Raw genomic sequence first — 18,618 nt, forward strand, 5'->3', positions numbered from 1 at the left:
GCTTACGATAAATGAAGGGCAAGTTAGCGTCAGTCGTGACAACGGCGCTAACTTGCCCTTTTAAGGTTAGAGATTTGTTGGGTTTAAATCCTGTTAGGAAGTTACCTCATGATTCACATGATATCGCCCTTTTGGTACAACCATCGGAGATCCCGAAATCGGGTCATCAATTACCGTGCAGTCCAGGCCGAAGATGTCTTTGACCCGTGTGCTTGTAATGACCTCTGAGGGTACTCCTTCAGCGACCAGCTTACCTGTATGAAGTGCGAAGATATGATCTGCATAACGTGCGGACAAGTTGATGTCATGAAGCACCATGACGATCGTTGTTCCGTGTTTCCGATTAAGCTCCGTGAGCAGGTCAAGAATCTCGACTTGATAGGTGATATCCAAAAAGGTTGTTGGCTCATCGAGAAACAGGATGTCCGTTTGTTGCGCTAATGCCATGGCTATCCAGACACGTTGTCGTTGGCCGCCTGAGAGCTCATCAATATTATGATTGGCAAACTCGGTGATATTCATGATGGTCATTGCTTCGGCAACGGCCTCGTAATCCTTTTTGGTCCAGCCACTGAACAAGGATTGGTGAGGAAACCGTCCTCTGCCGACCAGATCTGCTACAGAGATCCCTTCCGGGACAATGGGAGACTGGGGTAGCAGCCCCACCACACGAGCTAACTGCTTGGGTGGGATTTTGGATAGGGGCTTACCGTCTAAAGTGACCTTGCCGGATATGGGCTTGATGAGCCTGGCCATCGTTTTAAGAAGCGTGGACTTACCGCATCCGTTGGATCCGATAATAACGCTTATCTTATGACTGGGTATAACGAGGTCCACACCATGTATAATCGTTTTGTTCTCATAGCCTGCGACGAGTTGTTCGGCTTGAAAAACATGTGTTGCTTTCATTATAGTTCCCCCTTTCGATTCATTCGGATTAACAGGAAGATCAGATAAGGCGCTCCGAGTAATCCGGTAATGATGCCTACGGGGAATCTGTACTCAAAAGCAAATTGTCCGATAAGATCGGATGCCAGGACAAGGTTGACGCCAACAAGACCTGCCGGAATAATATTGGAGGAGCCCACACCGACGAGTCTTTTGGCAATAGGGCCCGAAAGGAATGAGACAAAAGCGATCGGGCCTGTGGTAGCCGTAGCAATCGCAACCATACAGACAGAGCTTACAATAAGTGCAATTCTGGTCTTGTCCGTGTCTACACCCAGAGAAAATGCCGATTGTTCTCCAAGCTCCAATATGCTGAGATGTTTGCCCAGCAAGATGATGATCGGCGAACAGATGATGACGGTGATCACAAGAGGCGGAAGCTCGTGCATCTGTGAACCGTTAAGACTACCTGTGAGCCATCTGAGCGCTGAGGGAACATCCTTCTCAGAACTAACCAGAAGAAGATAGGAGATGACAGCATCAAGCATCGCTTGTATGCCGATACCGATCAGGATCAATCGTCCGATGGAAAATACTTTTCCTCTTGATAGTACATAAATGAACAGAACGGTGACCAGGCCTGCAATTACCGCAGCGAAGGACACGACGGTTCCACTTGCATGAAGAATGACGATGCAAAAAACAGCAGCAGCACTTGAACCAGACGTGATCCCGATGACATTGGGGTTTGCAAGGGGATTCCGCAACATGGTCTGGAACGTGTAACCTGCAATACCGAACGCAAATCCGGCAAAAAGGCCGGTCAGCATTCTGGGTAGACGTATGGTACTCACGGCAAAAGAGACACCCTTGATTTTTTCACCGGAAAGGGCTTGAATGACGTCCTTCACCGGATATATCGTGTTTCCTAATAAAAGCATGGCGCAGCATAGAATGCATGCCAGTACGGCAAGGAGACTAGTGACAAGGATCCATCGGCGGCGTCTTTGACGTCTTCCCGCCATAATAAATTCAATAGAATGGTTGGTCATAATGAACGCACTTTCGATCGCATAGCTAGAATAATGAGTATGGGAGCACCTATAAATGCAGTCACTACGCCGACTTCAAGCTCGCCAGGGTTACTAATGAGTCTGCCCCCTACATCGGAGATCGTCAGAATGATCGCACCAGCAATGGCTGACATGGGTATGACGAAGCGTAAATCAGGCCCAATAATAAGGCGTATGACGTGAGTGGATAACAATCCGATAAAACCAATAGGTCCAGCCAGAGCGGTAGCCGCTCCGCATAACAGTACACCCGCAAGGGCGGAAATAAGCCTCAGTGTTCCGGTTCGAACGCCCAATCCCGTAGCCACATCATCTCCCAGCGCTAACGCGTTAAGTGCCGGAGCGGTAATAAACGCAATGAGAATTCCGATGATCAGAAATGGAATGAATGTGCCGATCCCACTCCAGGTTGCCGAGCCGACGCTTCCCACTTGCCAAAACCTGAATTGGTCCATGACATACGAGCGGGGAATCATGATGGCGGTGACCAGAGATGAAAGAGCAGCGCTTACAGCAGCACCTGCCAAAACAAGCTTAATGGGCGTGGCGCCGCCACGCCCCATAGAGCCGATTCCGAATACAAACACTGCAGTAATCGCAGCCCCAGCCAAAGCCAGCCATATATATTGCCCCGCGCTGCTGATGTTCAGGAACGCAATGCCGCATACCACAAACAAAGATGCGCCTGTGTTAACACCCAATATACTTGGATCAGCAAGCGGGTTGCGTGTGACGGCTTGCATAATTGCTCCCGATACTCCGAGTGCCACCCCACATAATAAACTGAAGACAGTTCGGGAAATCCGCTTGCGCACGATGTTTGCCCCATAGGAGTCTACTTCCGGGTGAAATAATCCGTCGATTAGTTCATGAAACCCCACTGGCCGAGAACCGAGGACCAGTGAGGCTACCACACTTACGATGAGCAGGATAAAGCAGATGACCAGAACCAGCCCGAAATTTTTCGGGATATTCAAGCGTGGTTGATTGTTATTCGGAATCGATGAACTATTCATTTAATTTATCAATAGCTCCGCCGATCAGTTTCAGATAATCATCGATCGTATAAGAGATCGACAGTGGGTTTGGCGTTCCAGCAGCAACCAAAGGTGTATCTGCTTCAATGAATGCTACTGAACCACGTTTAACTGCTGGAATTTTACCAAGAAGCGGATCAGCCTGAAGAGCTTGCAACAACTCGGCATTTCCGTATCCAACAAGGATATCCGCATCATTAAGGGCTTCAGCATTCTCAGCACTTAGACTTAGGGAGTAGCTGTTAGGGTCCGTAATTTGGCTAGTGATGCTTTCTGGAACAACCAGTCCCAACTCATTCAGGAATGAGACGCGGGAGTCTACAGGTGTATAAATATGCAGTTTAGACATATCTTCAGCTGAGAAGTTTACCCAAACCACTTTTTTGTCTTTAATCTGAGGATAGGCGCTTACTTTTTCATTAATCATAGCCTCAGTGTCTTTAATCAGTTGCTCGCCTTCTGCTTTCATGCCCATACCTTCGGAATTGAAGAGAACCTGTTCACGCCATGTTGTTGCCCAAGGAGCAGTCGGATAAGCTACAACTGGAGCAATCTCACTAAGAAGATCGTAATCTTCCTGAGTAATACCGGAGTAAGCTGCAAGAATAACATCCGGGTTGGAATCGGAAATGGCTTCAAAATCAAGACCGTCTGTGTCCTTGAAAACATTCGGGTCTGTTACGCCGAGATCTTCGAGTTTTTTCGCAGTCCAAGGCAGCAATCCGCTATCATCTTGAACGCCGAAGTTTGCCGCCGAGAAGCCTACAGGTACTTGTCCAAGAGCGAGAACGACATCATGGTTAGCCCATTGAACCGTAGCTACACGTTCAGGCTTTTTCTCAATAACGGTTTCTCCCAAAGCATGCTTGATCGTAATCGGATATTCGGTATTCTCATCTTGAGCGGCTGGTGTTTCGGTCGTTTCGGTCGTTGCTGAATCACTCGCAGCCGGACTCGCTGCAGGAGTTGCTGGCTTGCTTCCACAACCTACCAGAGCTAGGATCAGCACTACCGAAATAAGTAGTGTCATTAAAGAGAGCTTTCTTTTCGTGTTCATGTGTTTCCCCTTTCTAATCTGTAATATATTTGTTGATTCTGACTTTCAGGCTGTGAAAACTCATCAAAGCAGATGAATATAAAACGTTTTACATATGAGAATGATTATCAACATCAATAAATATATCTTTATTTGAAAGGAAGTGTCAATGAAAAATTTGTAAATGATAACCTCCGGTTAAGTATCAATTTCTTCATTAAACAAGTGAATATCGATGGAAAAGTGCAGTTTTACGACTCGAAATAATTGACATAATATCCCTTAATCAATATAGTGTATCTAATTACTTTGCAATTAAATGCAACGAAGAGGACAAGTAGATACGGAAATGCCATTCAGAGAACTGCCGGTTGGTGCGAGGCAGTGGGTATCCGGATCAAAAATCGCCTCAGAGCAGGCCTTCGAAATAATAGTAGACGGGCCCGGTACTCTACCGTTATATAGAAGCATCGTTGTTGGACGATGGCAGAGAGGGTGTATTCATTCATACACCAATCAGGGTGGTAACGCGGAATAGACTCCGTCCCTAATGGGATGGGTTTTTTTGTGTTTTTTATGAACCGAGGAGGAATGGGTATGTGGCAAAAGTTTGGTGTAAAAGATCCAGTACTTCGTCAGAATATGTTTATGGCCGATGAAGTTCAGTACAATCTTATCCATCGTATTTGCGAGTCAGAGCGTTCAACCTGTCTAAAAGCATCTAATGAAACAATGATCTTTGCCCAGACCGAAGGACACAACGCTTGGTTGTGGATTTCCAAAGAACTTGCAGCTGAACCAAAGAACAACCTCTTACAAGAACTTTTAGAAATTCTCAAGGGAAATGAGCTTCCAGGTATATCAGGAGATCGGGCGACTGTTGAACATTTTGCTAACGTATATTCAGAGGCTAATGGGCTTCAATTCGTTCCTTATATGATTATGGAATCCTACGTTTGTTCAGAGGTAAGAAAGCCAGCTCATATAGAAGGTATATTGCACCTAGCTACAAGAAAGCATTTGGAGACCGTGGCCGAATTTTTAGCTGGCTTCTCAGAAGCAGCTTATGGAGTCAAAGTAGAACCGTCTAGTCAAATCTCAGCAGCAAAGTCGGCTATAGAAACAGGTAATTTGTATCTATGGTTACTAGATGGTCACCCTGTATCCATGGCTAATATTGCACATCGCTCTCCAAGACATGCGAGAATTAATGCAGTATATACACCGTCTGCCTTCCGTAAGAAAGGATATGCAAGTGCAGTTGTGGCAGAATTATGTTCTATCCTCATATCAGAGGGTTTAGATCCGATGCTATACGCTGATTTGAAGAACCCTGATGCGAATAAGGTTTATCAAAATATAGGTTTTGTTAAAAGTGGTCAAGTGGCTGATATTAAATTCAAATAGGAGAAAAGTAGTTTAGAGCAGTTCAAATTTCTTCATCATGGACAAAGTTGTAGAAAGGAGGTACCATCGTAAAAGATGTAGTTTTCTGGGAATTTCATATAAACATATGACACATAATCTAAGATGCTTAAAGGAGACTGAAATGCCTACTCAATTCGTAAAAAATATGATTGTATTTTGTTTGGTTCTCATATTATTACCGGCAACAACCATGTCGGCTGCACCTGTTATTAAAGATGTGGCTCTGTCAAAAGTTATTCGGGCAACATTGAAGATATCATCTAAAAAAGAAGTCAAGACGAGCGATCTGAAGAAATTAAAATCGATATATGCCGAGGATACCAAAAACAAGATTTCCAATTTGCAAGGACTTGAACATGCCGTTAACCTAGTGGATTTAATTATGCCTGGTCATAAAATAAAAAATATTACATCGCTCAGCAAGTTGAAAAAACTAGAGTTCTTAGTTCTTGAAGGGAATCAGATCTCAGATCTATCCCCACTCTCCGGGTTAAGTAATCTAGAAAGTCTCTTGATTAGTGGTAATCAAATTAAAAATCTAACACCATTGAAAAATTTACATAAGTTGACCAGTTTGCTTGCCAGTGGCAATCAGGTAGCAGACATAAGTCCTCTTCAGAAAATAAATCTAGAGTGGATCATTATGGATGGAAATAAAATTCAGGATTTAAGTCCGTTAAAGAACCATCCGACATTGGAGTATCTTTATGTGGAGGATAACCTCATTCAAGATATTGCAGTGCTCGACACCATACCCCATTTAATAGAGGTATCGTTGGCCGGCAATCCGTTGAATGAACAGGCGGAGCAGGTTATAAAAAAACTGGAGAAGAAAGGTGTCATTGTAAGTTTGGAATATGAAAATGAAGCTGAAACGAAGTAGATTCGGTTTCTCCTCGGTGGGAGTAATTTAATCACTTATATATGGATAGAGGCCGTTGAACAATTCAACGGCCCTTTTTTCATGCTTAGTCCCAATACTATTCCAGCACAATTTCTTTTACTGTTTCACCCTCAACCAGCACGGGCTGGTAGTAGGTGTTGGTGGGCAGATCCTTTTTGCCTTGTAGTTTCTTGATGACCCAATCCGCAGCGTCACGGCCCATTTGCTCTTGGGGATGAGTTAACGTCGTGAGTTTGATGTTGGCGTTCTTGGCGATATAAGAATTATCCTGGCCGATAATGGATAACTCGTCTGGAATGGAAATGCCCAGCTTTCTACATGCATGTACGACTTCTAGCCCCACCTCATCGTTGTAACAGACAAGGGATGTTAGCGCATCTCTGTTTTCCTCCAGGAACACCTCCAAATTGGTGGAGAGGTCCGGCTTCGATGCCGTATCGAACGAAAGCACTTGCTCGGGATGAAACCGCAACTTGGCTTCGCCCAGCGCTTTGATATATCCCTTCATCCGATATTTCCCTTGTAAATCATCCATTTTCGCGATAATGCCGATCTGGCTATGTCCCTTGGCGATCAGTTCCCGAGTAGCTAGGTAGCTGGACTGCACGTCATCCAGACAGAAGAAAGGCACCTCCAGCTCTTCATAAAAGGCATTAATCATTGTAAACGGTACATCCTGCTCTTTAAAGGAAAGGTAGTACGCTATGTTGGGGTTGTACAGATTACTCTTGGTCGGTTCGACGATCAGGCCATCCACACCGTAAGAGAGCATCATCTCTAGCGCTTTTTTCTCTTGTGCAACGTCGTTGTTGGTGCTGGCTAACAGCAACGAATAATTGTCTTCATTTAATCGGCCTTCAATGCCGCGGATGATGGAGGGGAAAATGTAATCGGAGATGTACGTCGTGATGACGCCGATTGTTTTTTTCATCGTGTTCCCACCGGTTCTGGATCGATACAGATTGCTTACATAGGTGCCGGAACCCTTCTCACTTCTCAAAAAGCCCTCGTTTGATAGCTCCAAAATGGCCTTTCGCACCGTCTGGCGGCTCACGTTGTAACTGTCCTGAAGTGCGGATTCGGTAGGGATTTGTTCGCCTACGCTATAGGTTCCCGATAGGATATTGCTTTTGATATCGTCAATGATGACCTGATACTTTGGCTTCACGCAGTCCACTTCTTTCATCGTTACTTATCTATAAAAAACATCGTCATATTCATAGTTGTACGTACATATTTTATCATGATTCGAATGGAATGGCTATGTAACAGCCAGTTTTACAAAATAAACCGTACAATTCCCATCCTTAAACAGAAATGTGTACCCTACAAAATAACCTTTTAAGCACAGAAATGAGATCATTTAGACGTTATATCTTAACTAATGTAAGTATAACTATTATATATTATTGACAAATGTACGTACAAAAAATATACTAAGGCTGTCAGAAAAGGAAAGCGCATTCTTTTCAATGAACCGAAATATGAATCCAATTCAATCATCTTTAAGGCAATTATATTTTTACTTTTACCTACTGTGGTCAGAGAGGGGACTACGTGATCATGAGTCATGTGGATATGAAAGAAGCGATTAGCAAGGGAGCCACTTCACTAGGCATCGAATTTGGTTCGACACGGATCAAGGCGGTGTTGATTGACGAACGTTTTGAGACCATCGCGTCAGGTAGTTATGAATGGGAGAACCTCCTGAAAGGCGGATATTGGACGTACGACCAAGAGGATATTATCACAGGTCTTCAGACTGCGTATCGTGAGATGAAGCAAGACGTAGAGCGGAAATACGGAATCACGTTGCAAACGGTAGGTTCCATCGGATTCTCCGCCATGATGCATGGATATATCGCTTTGGATAGCGCGGGAGAACTGCTGGTACCGTTCCGGACGTGGCGTAACGCGACCACCGGGAAGGCTGCGAGGGAGCTGACGGATCTTCTACAGTTCAATATACCGGAACGGTGGAGCATCGCTCATTTGTACCAAGCGATCTTGAACGAAGAGACCCATGTACCTCGCATCGATCACCTGACAACTCTGGCTGGTTACATACACTTGCTGCTGACGGGCAATAAAGCCATCGGTATCGGCGATGCTTCGGGCATTTTCCCAATCGACGAGTCTACGCATAACTATCACCCATCCATGATCAAGCAGTTCGATGAACTGATCGCAAGTAAAGGTTATCCGTGGAAGGTCGAGGACCTTCTTCCCAAGGTTTATCTCGCTGGTGAGAATGCTGGTGAGTTAACCGAAGCGGGAGCTAAGCTACTCGACCCTTCGAATGATTTGCAGTCAGGCATTCCGCTCTGTCCGCCAGAAGGCGATGCCGGAACGGGCATGGTAGCAACGAATAGCGTGAGGAAGCGTACGGGCAACATCTCCGTCGGCACGTCCGTTTTCGCAATGATCGTCTTGGAGAAGGAATTATCCAAAGTGTATCCCGAGATCGATATGGTTACGACACCAGACGGCAGTCCGGTAGGCATGGTGCATGCCAATAACTGCTCCAGCGATATTAATGCCTGGCTTGGATTGTTCCGTGAATTTTCCGAGGCTATGGGATACGAAGTCGACACCGGTAAATTGTTCAGCGTGATGTTCAATAAGGCGTTGGAAGCTGACCCGGATGGTGGCGGTTTGCTGAGCTACGGTTATTACTCGGGTGAAAACATTACCGGCATCGATAAAGGCCGTCCATTGTTCGTCCGCTCCCCGGAAAGCAACTTCAATCTGGCGAACTTCATGCGCACGCATCTGTTCACCGCGTTTGGTGCACTCAAGCTCGGCATGGACATTTTGACGAAGAACGAGCATGTGGCGATTGACAGCATTTTGGCTCATGGTGGTCTGTTCAAGACCCCTGTCGTCGGTCAGCGGATTGTAGCCGCAGCGATGAACGTGCCGGTGTCAGTCATGTCTACAGCGGGTGAAGGCGGCGCATGGGGTATGGCGCTTCTGGCCTCGTACATGATCAACAAAGATCAGCAGGAGAGTCTGGATGTGTTCCTAGAGCAGAAGGTCTTCAGCGATGTCCAGGGTGAGGAAGTTTCGCCGGATGCATCGGATGTCAAAGGGTTTGAAGCATTTATCGAACGCTACCGGAAGGGCCTCGCGATTGAGCAGGCGGCGGTAGATCATCTGGTAGAGAACGGGAGGGACTAACACATGTTAGAACAACTGAAAGAAGAGGTCTATGAGGCGAATCTGGAGCTGCCGAAGCACGGACTCGTGAAGTTCACATGGGGTAATGTCAGCGCAATGGATCGGGATAGTGGCCTGTTTGTCATCAAACCGAGCGGTGTCAGCTATGACAAGATGAAGCCAAGCGACATGGTTGTGGTGGATCTGGACGGCAATGTGGTGGAGGGCGAAATGAGACCTTCTTCTGATACCGCGACACATGCTGTGCTATACAAACATTACCCGGAAATCGGTGGTATTGTGCATACTCATTCCACTTGGGCGACCATCTGGGCGCAAGCTGGTCTGGACGTACCCGTGATGGGGACGACGCATGCTGACACCTTCTATGGTGCCGTACCTTGTGCCCGTTTCTTGAACCAGGATGAAGTTGATCGCGGATACGAAGCGGAGACGGGCCGCCTCATTATTGAAACATTTGAACAGCGCGGGCTGGATGTGATGGCAATCCCGGCAGTTCTGCTTCATGGACATGCACCGTTTACATGGGGGAAAGACGCCAAGTCGGCGGTTGTGAACAGCGTCGTGCTGGAGGAAGTGTGCAAAATGAACCTGTATGCGCGGCAATTGAATAACTTTGCAAAAGAACTGCCGCAAGGCATTTTGGATAAACATTATTTGCGGAAACACGGAAAAGACGCCTATTACGGACAGAAGTAATTTGGTTATGTAGCGATCGGTTGATAATAATTCAAGCGAATAAGTTGTTTGTTACTACTTCCAATGAAGTTGTATAAAACTTTTACACGATAACGGAGAGTGCAGTACCAATCTGTAGAAGCGAAGCGCTCGCCTTTATAACCGGATATCATCCTTATTAAAATTGATCAAAGAAATCCGGGGATAACCAGCGATCGGAAGATGGTACTGCAATCGGAGTGGTAAGTGTAACCCATTTGTTCAACTATAAAAATGAAATGAGGATGATTACATGTCAGCAACAGCAGCTAAACAGTTTTGGTTCGTCGTAGGTTCGCAGCATCTGTACGGGGAAGAAGCGCTGGGTGAGGTTAAAGCCAACGCACAGAAAATTACGGATGCCCTTAATGCAAGTGGCGTTCTGCCATACCCGCTCGTATTGCAGGATTTGGCCGTAAGCGCAGATAAAATCACTAGCATTATGAAAGAAGTGAACTATCGCGACGAAGTGGCGGGTGTAATCACCTGGATGCATACGTTCTCGCCTGCAAAAATGTGGATTCGGGGTACGAAATTGCTGCAAAAACCGTTGCTTCATCTCGCGACACAATTCAATGAAAGCATTCCATGGGCGACAATCGACATGGACTTCATGAACCTGAACCAAGCGGCTCACGGTGATCGCGAATATGGCTTCATCAATGCACGTCTGAGAAAACAAAATAAAATCGTTGTTGGTTACTGGGAACGCCCAGAAGTGCAACAGCAGGTTGCTGACTGGATGGACGTAGCGGTAGCTTATAATGAAAGCTTTAACATCAAAGTTGCTCGCTTCGGTGATAACATGCGCAATGTGGGCGTAACCGAAGGCGATAAAGTAGAAGCACAGATCCAATTCGGATGGACTGTCGATTATTTCGGTATCGGCGACCTCGTGCAATACGTGAATGCCGTAACGGAGCAAGAAATCGATGATTTGATCGCTCAGTACGCAGACCTGTATGAATTCGATTATGGCACGAACAGCAAAGAAGCTTGGGAAGCTAGCGTACGTGTACAAGCAAGTTATGAAATTGCGATCAAACGTTTTCTGGACGAGGGTGGATACAGTGCCTTCACCACTAACTTCGAAGATCTGCATGGCATGAAGCAACTTCCGGGTCTGGCTGTTCAACGCTTGATGGCTCAAGGGTACGGCTTTGCTGGAGAGGGTGACTGGAAAACGGCTGCACTCGACCGCTTGCTCAAAGTCATGGCCCATAACGAAAACACGGGCTTCATGGAGGATTACACGTACGAGATGGCAGCTGGTCAAGAGGCTATCCTTCAATCCCATATGCTTGAAGTAGACCCGACACTCGCCAGCAATAAACCTAAAATCATCGTGTCCCCACTGGGTATTGGCGATCGTGAAGATCCTGCGCGTCTCGTATTCGATGGCAAAGCAGGAGAAGGCGTCGTGGTTTCCATGGCAGACTTCGGAACACATTACAAATTGTTGATCAACGAAGTATCTGCATTTGAACCGACAGTTCCAGCGCCTAATCTGCCTGTAGCACGTGTATTGTGGAACGTGAAGCCTAACTTCCAGGATGGGGTTAGAGCTTGGATCGAGAATGGCGGCGGTCACCATACCGTAGTATCTTTGAATCTGACTACGGATCAAATCGTGACTTATGCGAAATTGGTGAACCTGGAGTACGTTGTGATTAAATAGTTTTGTTATTCATGAACTTATACAAATTCTTTCCTTATGGCCGGGGGGTTCCCCGGCCCTTTGTCTTGCCGTGAGGAGCATGGTGTATGGCCTGAAACGGGTCTCGTGCTCTCTCCAATACAAAGGATAACGTTAGTACCGTCGTCTACGCTCTATTTTGCTATAATAGCCCAAAGGAGGTTATCTATTCATGATACATACCCAAGAAAGTTTGCTCCACCAACTGCGTCAGCTCGGTATTGACGACCAAGGGACGCTGCTCGTTCACTCTTCCATGAAAAGCATGGGCGAAGTCGAAGGCGGTGCAGATACGGTGTTGGATGCATTCACCGAGTATATGAAGGACGGACTGCTGGTATTGCCAACGCATACATGGTCCACGATCAATGCGGACAATCCGATGTTCCACGTGGAATCCTCACCATGCTGTGTCGGTATTCTGCCTGAGCTATTTCGCAAACGACCTGAAGTAGTACGTTCTTGGCACCCTACACATTCGGTAGCTGCTCTGGGACGCGACGCCGAAGCATTTACGAAGGACGATCATCTTTTCGATACACCTTGTGCTAGAGGCTCGGCCTGGGGGAAGCTGCTCGATCGGAAGGCAACCATCCTTTTGGTCGGCGTTGATCTGAAACGGAATACGTTTATCCATGGTATCGAAGAATGGGTCGACATCCCGGGCAGATTAACGGATGAGCCTGAGATGTTACGTACGGTTTTACCCGATGGAACCGAAATTTCGGTGCCTTCCCGGAGACATTGCGGATTATCGTGGTCGGAGCATTTTTGGAAAGTGGATGACGTTCTTGAACGTAAAGGTGCGATGCATAAGGGACAGCTTGGCGATGCGATTGTCAGAGTGTGTGATGCGGCTTTGTTGACGGAAGTGATCACGGGCATGCTCCAAGATAATCCGGATTTGTTCTCAGACAATTTGCCTTTGGCTACTGTATACGAATGAGGAGAGGGCCGTCCGGTGACGGAGGGCTCTACATATGTACCTACTTGCTTCTTACGACAGCTAACAAGGTCTTCTTTCCCCCCGGTTTACATCTAAACGTTCAATTTCATTCACAAAAACGCAAAAATTGCGCAAAATTCAATCAGAGGTTGGTTGGTTTGCCATTGTATGGGCTACTCACCCCATTAGCGGTGTGATAAGATGTGGTTAAATTAACCAATAGCAATAATATAGAAATATCTTTTATAGGTTTATCGAAGGTTCACATAGCGTTAAGGAATAACCCAGTTCAATACTATCTTCGTTGTCGCATGCAAAAAGGAGAAGATTCGTGAGCCCATTAGTATGGTATGATCTCTTTCTATTCGTCCTATTGTTTGGTGTATACGTATATGTTTTTGCAACGGTTAGAATTACGAACTTACATAAGGTTTACTTTTTGTTTCATGGGTTGATGATGCTCTGGCCATTCTGTCAATTTGCGAGTACGTTGACGAAGGACCCTGGCTTGCAGTTGTTCTATGTTACGTTATCTTTTGTCGCCGTTTCTTTACTCGGGAGCGGTTGGCTGCTGCTTACGATCTTCATTACGGGTGAAGCGGAGCGATTAGGCCAAAAAAAATCCTTCCTATTGTTCATCCCTGCGGTTATTGGAGCGGTTGGCGTGATCCTGAACCCGTGGGGCTGGTTTGTAACTCCGCTGGAAGGCGGTTATATCGAGCGGGAATATGGACACTGGTTCTGGGTTGTCATGGCTATACTCGTGAGTTACTTTGTAACGTCCCTCTTTATTTTGTTCCGGGCACTTTATTCTTCTCGAACGTCCTCCATGATTAAAAATCAGGTGAAAGTTACGCTCTGGGGCATATTCGTGCTGGCTGCTTTTGCAACAATCGACGCTCTGCTTAATGTGGTTCTAAGAGCGTATTTACCGTTCATTATTCCCGGACTGACTTCGCTGGGGATTTTCGTGTCCGACCTTTTCTTCGTCTATGTCATTAAAAGGTACAATGTGTTCGATCTGGTTTCCATCGCCCATGAGGATGTGATCAATACCATTCCTTACGGCATCCTTGTACTGGATGAGAATGAGATGATTATTGAATTGAACAAAGCCTCCAGATCCTTCATGGATCTGCATGTGGGGGATTCTTTTGATATGGAGGCATTTCTGGGTTCTGTTCGTGTAGAGGGCAGCCGCCAGAAGTTTCTGGACGAGTATAAGCAAAAGGACAATACCTTGTCTCAAATTGAAGTACTCGTGGGGCGGGATGACATCCGTCATTATATCCTCCAAGCGTCTCCCATTGTTGATGCTGCTCGCGCGCCTATTGGACATATCCTTACGTTCCAGGATGTCTCTCAAGAGCGCTTCTATGTTAAAGAAATGAATCGGCAGAACGAGACGCTTCAGGAGCGTAATCATGCCCTGGATCGCATTCGTCTGGAGTTGTCAGAGGCCAATCGCAAGCTGGAAGAACTCGCCCTGACGGACAGTCTGACGAACTGCTACAACCGTCGTTATCTGACCCAACATCTGAATCACGAGGTTATCACCAACATTCAATATAAAACGCCGTTTTCACTCATACTGCTGGATATTGACTACTTCAAAGCGATCAATGATCGCTACGGACATGTCATCGGGGATGAAGTGCTGCATCGCACGGCTCAGGCTGTGAAGGAATCCATTCGGAGCACCGATATTCTAACGCGATATGGCGGGGAGGAATTCATGATCTACCTTCCACACACTGAGCGCGAGTTAGCCCAACAAATTGCGGAACGTGTGAGATTAGCGGTGGAGACGAACCTCATTGTGGTGGATCATGAGATCGAACAGGTTTCTATTACGATTAGCATAGGAATTCTGTCCATTGAGGATTTTGAAGTTGATCAAGTACCGGAAAATCCAGAAGGGTATTTGACTCAACTGTTCGCTGCGGTGGATAAGGCGTTGTATCAGGCGAAGCAGAATGGGCGTAATCGGATTGAGTTTGCGGCGTTTGAGCGGGGAGTTGTTTGAGAATGAAAGTGGGAGGGATTCAAAGTTTAAGGATATATTCAGGCCCATTGAAATCAACCACAGTTTAAAATGAATATTATTAAGCTGTTTTACTTTTAATATTTTATGATTCGTTTACAATAAATTGTTTTGAAATATATGAGTCAAAGTTTTATAACGAGCGAGGCTCATTCCACAAGAATTAATTTGATAGAGGGCTCTCCTTTGCGGTGTGGCTTAAGTAATTAGATACTATATAAAATGCCGTAGTATAAATGTTATAAGAGTAGTGAATAGATAAATAATAATTCATTGGTAACATATATAAGGAATATCACTATAGTTAGTTCTCTTTATCGATGCTAAAATATAATATAGCTTGACTTGATTTTTATAGATCTTTTACCTCTAAATATAAGTGCAAACACTATAAATTAGAAAAGAAAATATTAGGATGGGAGGCCATAACCTTGAGTATTGCAGCTGTGGATTTATTTTGTGGGGTGGGGGGACTGACTTTTGGAATTCAGCAATCTGGAATAGATGTAGTTGCTGGTTACGACATTGAAGAATCTTGCCGTTACGCATATGAGACAAATAATAAGTCAGTTTTTATTAATAAAGATATAAAAGATATAAGTAGTGACGAAATAAAATCATTATACCCCGAAAAAACTGACATTAGAGTACTGATAGGTTGTGCTCCTTGTCAACCATTTTCATCATATAGTTTTCGTTACAAGAATAATAAAAATACAATAAGCAAAATGGATTTACTAGATTATTTCGGTCAATTGGTCGAAAATGTAAAACCAGAGATAGTTTCAATGGAAAATGTTCCTCAATTAGCCAAAGAAAAAGTTTTTTTGGATTTTATTAACACTCTTGAATTAAATGGATATTTCGTTGATTGGAAAATCGTCTATGCTCCAGATTATGGAGTTCCACAAAATAGAAAAAGATTAGTATTGTTGGCTTCACGCCTGAGTGATATAAAGTTTATTGATCCGCTATATAATAAAGCTAACTATATAACAGTCAGAGATACAATTAGCTCACTAACTCCCATTAACAGCGGGGAAACTGATAAAGAAGATCAGCTACACAAAAGTGTTAAATTAAGCAATGTAAATTTGGAGCGAATAAAACAATCTGTTCCCGGTGGTACGTGGAAGGATTGGGAGGAGAGATTGATATTAGCCTGTCATAAGAAAAACTCTGGCAAAACTTATCAATCAGTATATGGAAGAATGGAATGGGATAAACCTGCACCCACGATAACCACAAAGTTTTATGGCTATGGAAATGGGAGGTTCGGTCATCCAGAACAAAATAGGGCAATCTCATACAGAGAAGGAGCGCTATTACAAACTTTTCCAAAGGACTATTCGTTTATTCCACCAGAAACAACAATTTCTACTAGAGAACTTGGTGTACAGATTGGTAATGCAGTTCCTGTTAAACTAGGTGAAGCTATAGGAATATCGATAAAAAACCATTTGATGATTAATGATCTATAATTTGTTCTTATTAGATATCTAAAATTAAAAGGGTGTGAAAATATGAATGAAAATATAACAGCTTCGGATATAAAAAAAGCAGAAAAACAAATACTAGAGCAACAATCTAGAGTTGATTATGATATAAGAGACTTTCCTATAGCTTTTATTGTAGAAAATTTTGATGAGGGGGAGTATTTTGTTCCCGAATATCAAAGGGAATTTGTCTGGGGCGATGACTACAAGGTCCGTCTTATAGAATCTTTGTTACTTGGATTACCCATACCCCTAATTTTTCTGTCAGATACTGAAACTGGAGAACTTGAAATAGTAGACGGCGTTCAAAGAATAAGCACTCTATCAGCATTTCTTAACAACGAGTTACAATTACAGGGGTTAAAAAAACTAAGTCTAATTAATGGTTTTTACTTTCAGGATTTACCACCTGCTCAGCAAAGAAAACTGAACTCAAAATCATTAAGAGTAATAGTTTTAAGATCAAACACAAGTGAAGATATTCGTAAAGAGTTGTTTAATAGGTTAAATACATCATCATTAAAAGCAAGCGATTCAGAAGTAAGAAAAGGTTCCTATGGAGGAGAATTCTTAGATTTTATTATTAAGCTCTCTGAAAGACCTAAACTTCTCGAAATTGCTCCGATTTCTGATAAACTCTTGAAGAGACAAGAAAACATAGAGCTTATTTTAAGATTTTTTGCTTATTCAAACAATTATGTTAACTTTAAGCATGGAGTCCAGAGTTTCATTGATGAATACATTGAAAATGAGAAAGATAAATTTGATGCTGGCCTAATGGAGGAAGAGTATACAAGAATGCTTAATTTTGCAGAGAAGTACTTTCCTTATGGCTTTAGAAAGAACAAATCAGCCAAAAGCACACCTAGAGTTCGTTTTGAGGCGTTATCTGTTGGGATAAATTTAGCTTTAAGAATCAATAAGGATTTGAAGCCCAGAGATGTAGAGGTCTGGCTTAATAGTGATGATTTTAAAAAACTTACTACATCAGACGGTAGTAATTCAAAAACTAGAGTGAAAAAGAGAATTGAATTTGTTCGAGACAAGCTACTAGGTGAGGGATAGCAAATGGAAACTCAAATTCAGGATCTGGAATTCTTAAAAAGAGTTAATGAGGTGAATTACTTTTTTTCATGTTTAGAATCAATGTATAATTTTTTTGATCAAAAACAATCAAAAGTTCTGAAAGGAAAATTAGATAGTCCGACTTATAAATATTCTGATTTTCTAGTTATCTTGAAATCTAATTCATTTCTTATGCTTTATAATTTGATAGAATCTACAATTAGGTCATTCATTCAGAAAATTTATGATGAAATTACTATTCAAAACCTCGGCTATAATGATATTCGTCAAGAATTACAAAAGATTTGGGTTAATGTTTCGTATGACAAGTTAGGCTATACTACAACTAACTTTGACCAGCATAAAAAAAAGGCTATAGAAATGATAGGTTTTGTTATTAATGGTGAAAAAATTTCATTAACAGAAAAAGACATTAACCTTAGTGGTAACGTTGACTATAACTTAATAATTAGTTTGTTCAAAAATCATGGCTTAGACATACCAACAAATCATGGATCAAGAGTGGGTGCAGGCTTAAAAGAGGTAAAAACAAAAAGAAACACAATAGCACATGGTAATGTTTCATTTATAGATAGCGCGAGAGATTCCTCATTACTTGATCTAAAAGTTTATAAAGAAGAAATCATTGATTATCTAAAGTCACTTAATAGTAATGTTGAGGAATACATATCTCAACAGAATTACAAATATATTTAAAAACGAATTTTTAAGTATTTATTAAGTTCATAATTTCTTTATTAATTCTTTGAATTGATTTAATTTTCTCTTCAGACAAGTTACTTGCAATAGCAATAAATTCAATTATAGCTTGCTGTCTCAGAATATCTTTATTTTGAAAGTTATCTTCAACAAACATTAATTCGTTTACGGTAACATTCAGGGCGAGTAGAACTTTCTCCAATGTATCAATGGAAAAGTTTCTTTCGCCTCTTTCTAATGCTCCGATATATCTATAATCTAACCCAGCAATATCAGCCAGTTTTTGTTGAGTAAGTCCTTTAGCATTTCGCATTGCTCTAATTCGTGTGCCTATTAATTGGCGTAACTCTGACATATGAATCACCTCATAATAAGCTTAGATAAGATG

At 43.4% G+C, this 18,618-nt stretch carries 16 protein-coding genes and 1 other annotated feature; of the genes, 10 read left to right on the forward strand and 6 right to left on the reverse strand.

Annotated elements, in window-relative coordinates:
* Positions 1–93 precede the first annotated feature (93 nt).
* Genes ACR1R9_RS27660 through ACR1R9_RS27675 form a run of 4 tightly spaced genes read right to left on the reverse strand, consistent with a single transcriptional unit; the run spans position 94 to position 4,055 of the window.
* Positions 94–909, reverse strand: coding sequence for an ABC transporter ATP-binding protein (locus tag ACR1R9_RS27660; RefSeq protein WP_076287220.1), 816 nt, complete (start codon positions 907–909; stop codon positions 94–96).
* Positions 909–1,940, reverse strand: a complete 1,032-nt coding sequence (locus tag ACR1R9_RS27665; RefSeq protein ID WP_433922259.1) for a FecCD family ABC transporter permease — start codon at positions 1,938–1,940, stop codon at positions 909–911. The genes ACR1R9_RS27660 and ACR1R9_RS27665 overlap by 1 nt, the downstream gene beginning before the upstream one ends.
* A complete protein-coding gene (locus ACR1R9_RS27670) occupies positions 1,937–2,977 on the reverse strand; it encodes a FecCD family ABC transporter permease (protein ID WP_076287222.1) in 1,041 nt (346 codons plus the stop codon). The genes ACR1R9_RS27665 and ACR1R9_RS27670 overlap by 4 nt, the downstream gene beginning before the upstream one ends.
* Positions 2,970–4,055 (reverse strand): iron-siderophore ABC transporter substrate-binding protein, encoded by a 1,086-nt coding sequence (locus ACR1R9_RS27675; protein WP_076287223.1) that lies wholly within the window; start codon positions 4,053–4,055, stop codon positions 2,970–2,972. Before ACR1R9_RS27675 ends, ACR1R9_RS27670 begins: the two co-directional genes overlap by 8 nt.
* 294 nt (positions 4,056–4,349) lie before the next feature.
* Positions 4,350–4,586: a binding site (T-box leader), on the forward strand.
* 45 nt (positions 4,587–4,631) lie between these two features.
* Between ACR1R9_RS27675 and ACR1R9_RS27680 the strand changes: the two genes are divergently transcribed.
* Together ACR1R9_RS27680 and ACR1R9_RS27685 are read left to right on the forward strand one after the other, a co-directional pair.
* A complete protein-coding gene (locus tag ACR1R9_RS27680) occupies positions 4,632–5,441 on the forward strand; it encodes a GNAT family N-acetyltransferase (protein WP_433922258.1) in 810 nt (269 codons plus the stop codon).
* Between the two features lie 142 nt (positions 5,442–5,583).
* Positions 5,584–6,345, forward strand: a complete 762-nt coding sequence (locus tag ACR1R9_RS27685) for a leucine-rich repeat domain-containing protein (RefSeq protein ID WP_326066657.1) — start codon at positions 5,584–5,586, stop codon at positions 6,343–6,345.
* Between the two features lie 97 nt (positions 6,346–6,442).
* On the opposite strand, the gene ACR1R9_RS27690 is transcribed toward ACR1R9_RS27685, so the two are convergent.
* Positions 6,443–7,534 carry a GntR family transcriptional regulator gene (locus ACR1R9_RS27690; protein ID WP_099857794.1) on the reverse strand — a complete coding sequence of 364 codons (1,092 nt, stop codon included), beginning with the start codon at positions 7,532–7,534 and terminating at the stop codon, positions 6,443–6,445.
* 395 nt (positions 7,535–7,929) lie between these two features.
* Between ACR1R9_RS27690 and ACR1R9_RS27695 the strand changes: the two genes are divergently transcribed.
* From ACR1R9_RS27695 to ACR1R9_RS27730, 8 genes are all read left to right on the forward strand, one after another.
* A complete protein-coding gene (locus ACR1R9_RS27695; protein WP_433922257.1) occupies positions 7,930–9,546 on the forward strand; it encodes a xylulokinase in 1,617 nt (538 codons plus the stop codon).
* 3 nt (positions 9,547–9,549) lie between these two features.
* Complete coding sequence (locus tag ACR1R9_RS27700; RefSeq protein ID WP_076287227.1) at positions 9,550–10,245, forward strand: L-ribulose-5-phosphate 4-epimerase; 696 nt, start codon at positions 9,550–9,552, stop codon at positions 10,243–10,245.
* 271 nt (positions 10,246–10,516) lie between these two features.
* Positions 10,517–11,941 (forward strand): L-arabinose isomerase, encoded by a 1,425-nt coding sequence (gene araA, locus ACR1R9_RS27705; protein ID WP_269054707.1) that lies wholly within the window; start codon positions 10,517–10,519, stop codon positions 11,939–11,941.
* A gap of 193 nt (positions 11,942–12,134) precedes the next feature.
* Complete coding sequence (locus tag ACR1R9_RS27710) at positions 12,135–12,905, forward strand: AAC(3) family N-acetyltransferase (protein WP_433923788.1); 771 nt, start codon at positions 12,135–12,137, stop codon at positions 12,903–12,905.
* Positions 12,906–13,236: 331 nt separating this feature from the next.
* Complete coding sequence (locus tag ACR1R9_RS27715) at positions 13,237–14,931, forward strand: diguanylate cyclase (protein ID WP_433922256.1); 1,695 nt, start codon at positions 13,237–13,239, stop codon at positions 14,929–14,931.
* Positions 14,932–15,380: 449 nt separating this feature from the next.
* Positions 15,381–16,430, forward strand: a complete 1,050-nt coding sequence (locus tag ACR1R9_RS27720; protein WP_433922255.1) for a DNA cytosine methyltransferase — start codon at positions 15,381–15,383, stop codon at positions 16,428–16,430.
* A gap of 42 nt (positions 16,431–16,472) precedes the next feature.
* Positions 16,473–17,510 carry a DUF262 domain-containing protein gene (locus ACR1R9_RS27725; protein ID WP_433922254.1) on the forward strand — a complete coding sequence of 346 codons (1,038 nt, stop codon included), beginning with the start codon at positions 16,473–16,475 and terminating at the stop codon, positions 17,508–17,510.
* A 3-nt stretch (positions 17,511–17,513) separates the two neighbouring features.
* The gene (locus tag ACR1R9_RS27730; RefSeq protein ID WP_433922253.1) at positions 17,514–18,227 is read left to right on the forward strand and encodes an MAE_28990/MAE_18760 family HEPN-like nuclease; all 714 of its coding nucleotides are present in this window, start codon (positions 17,514–17,516) and stop codon (positions 18,225–18,227) included.
* 10 nt (positions 18,228–18,237) lie between these two features.
* On the opposite strand, the gene ACR1R9_RS27735 is transcribed toward ACR1R9_RS27730, so the two are convergent.
* A complete protein-coding gene (locus ACR1R9_RS27735) occupies positions 18,238–18,585 on the reverse strand; it encodes a helix-turn-helix domain-containing protein (RefSeq protein WP_433922252.1) in 348 nt (115 codons plus the stop codon).
* Positions 18,586–18,618: the final 33 nt, after the last annotated feature.

Origin of the sequence: Paenibacillus taichungensis (assembly GCF_050994985.1) — a bacterium.
GTDB classification, from domain to species: domain Bacteria; phylum Bacillota; class Bacilli; order Paenibacillales; family Paenibacillaceae; genus Paenibacillus; species Paenibacillus taichungensis.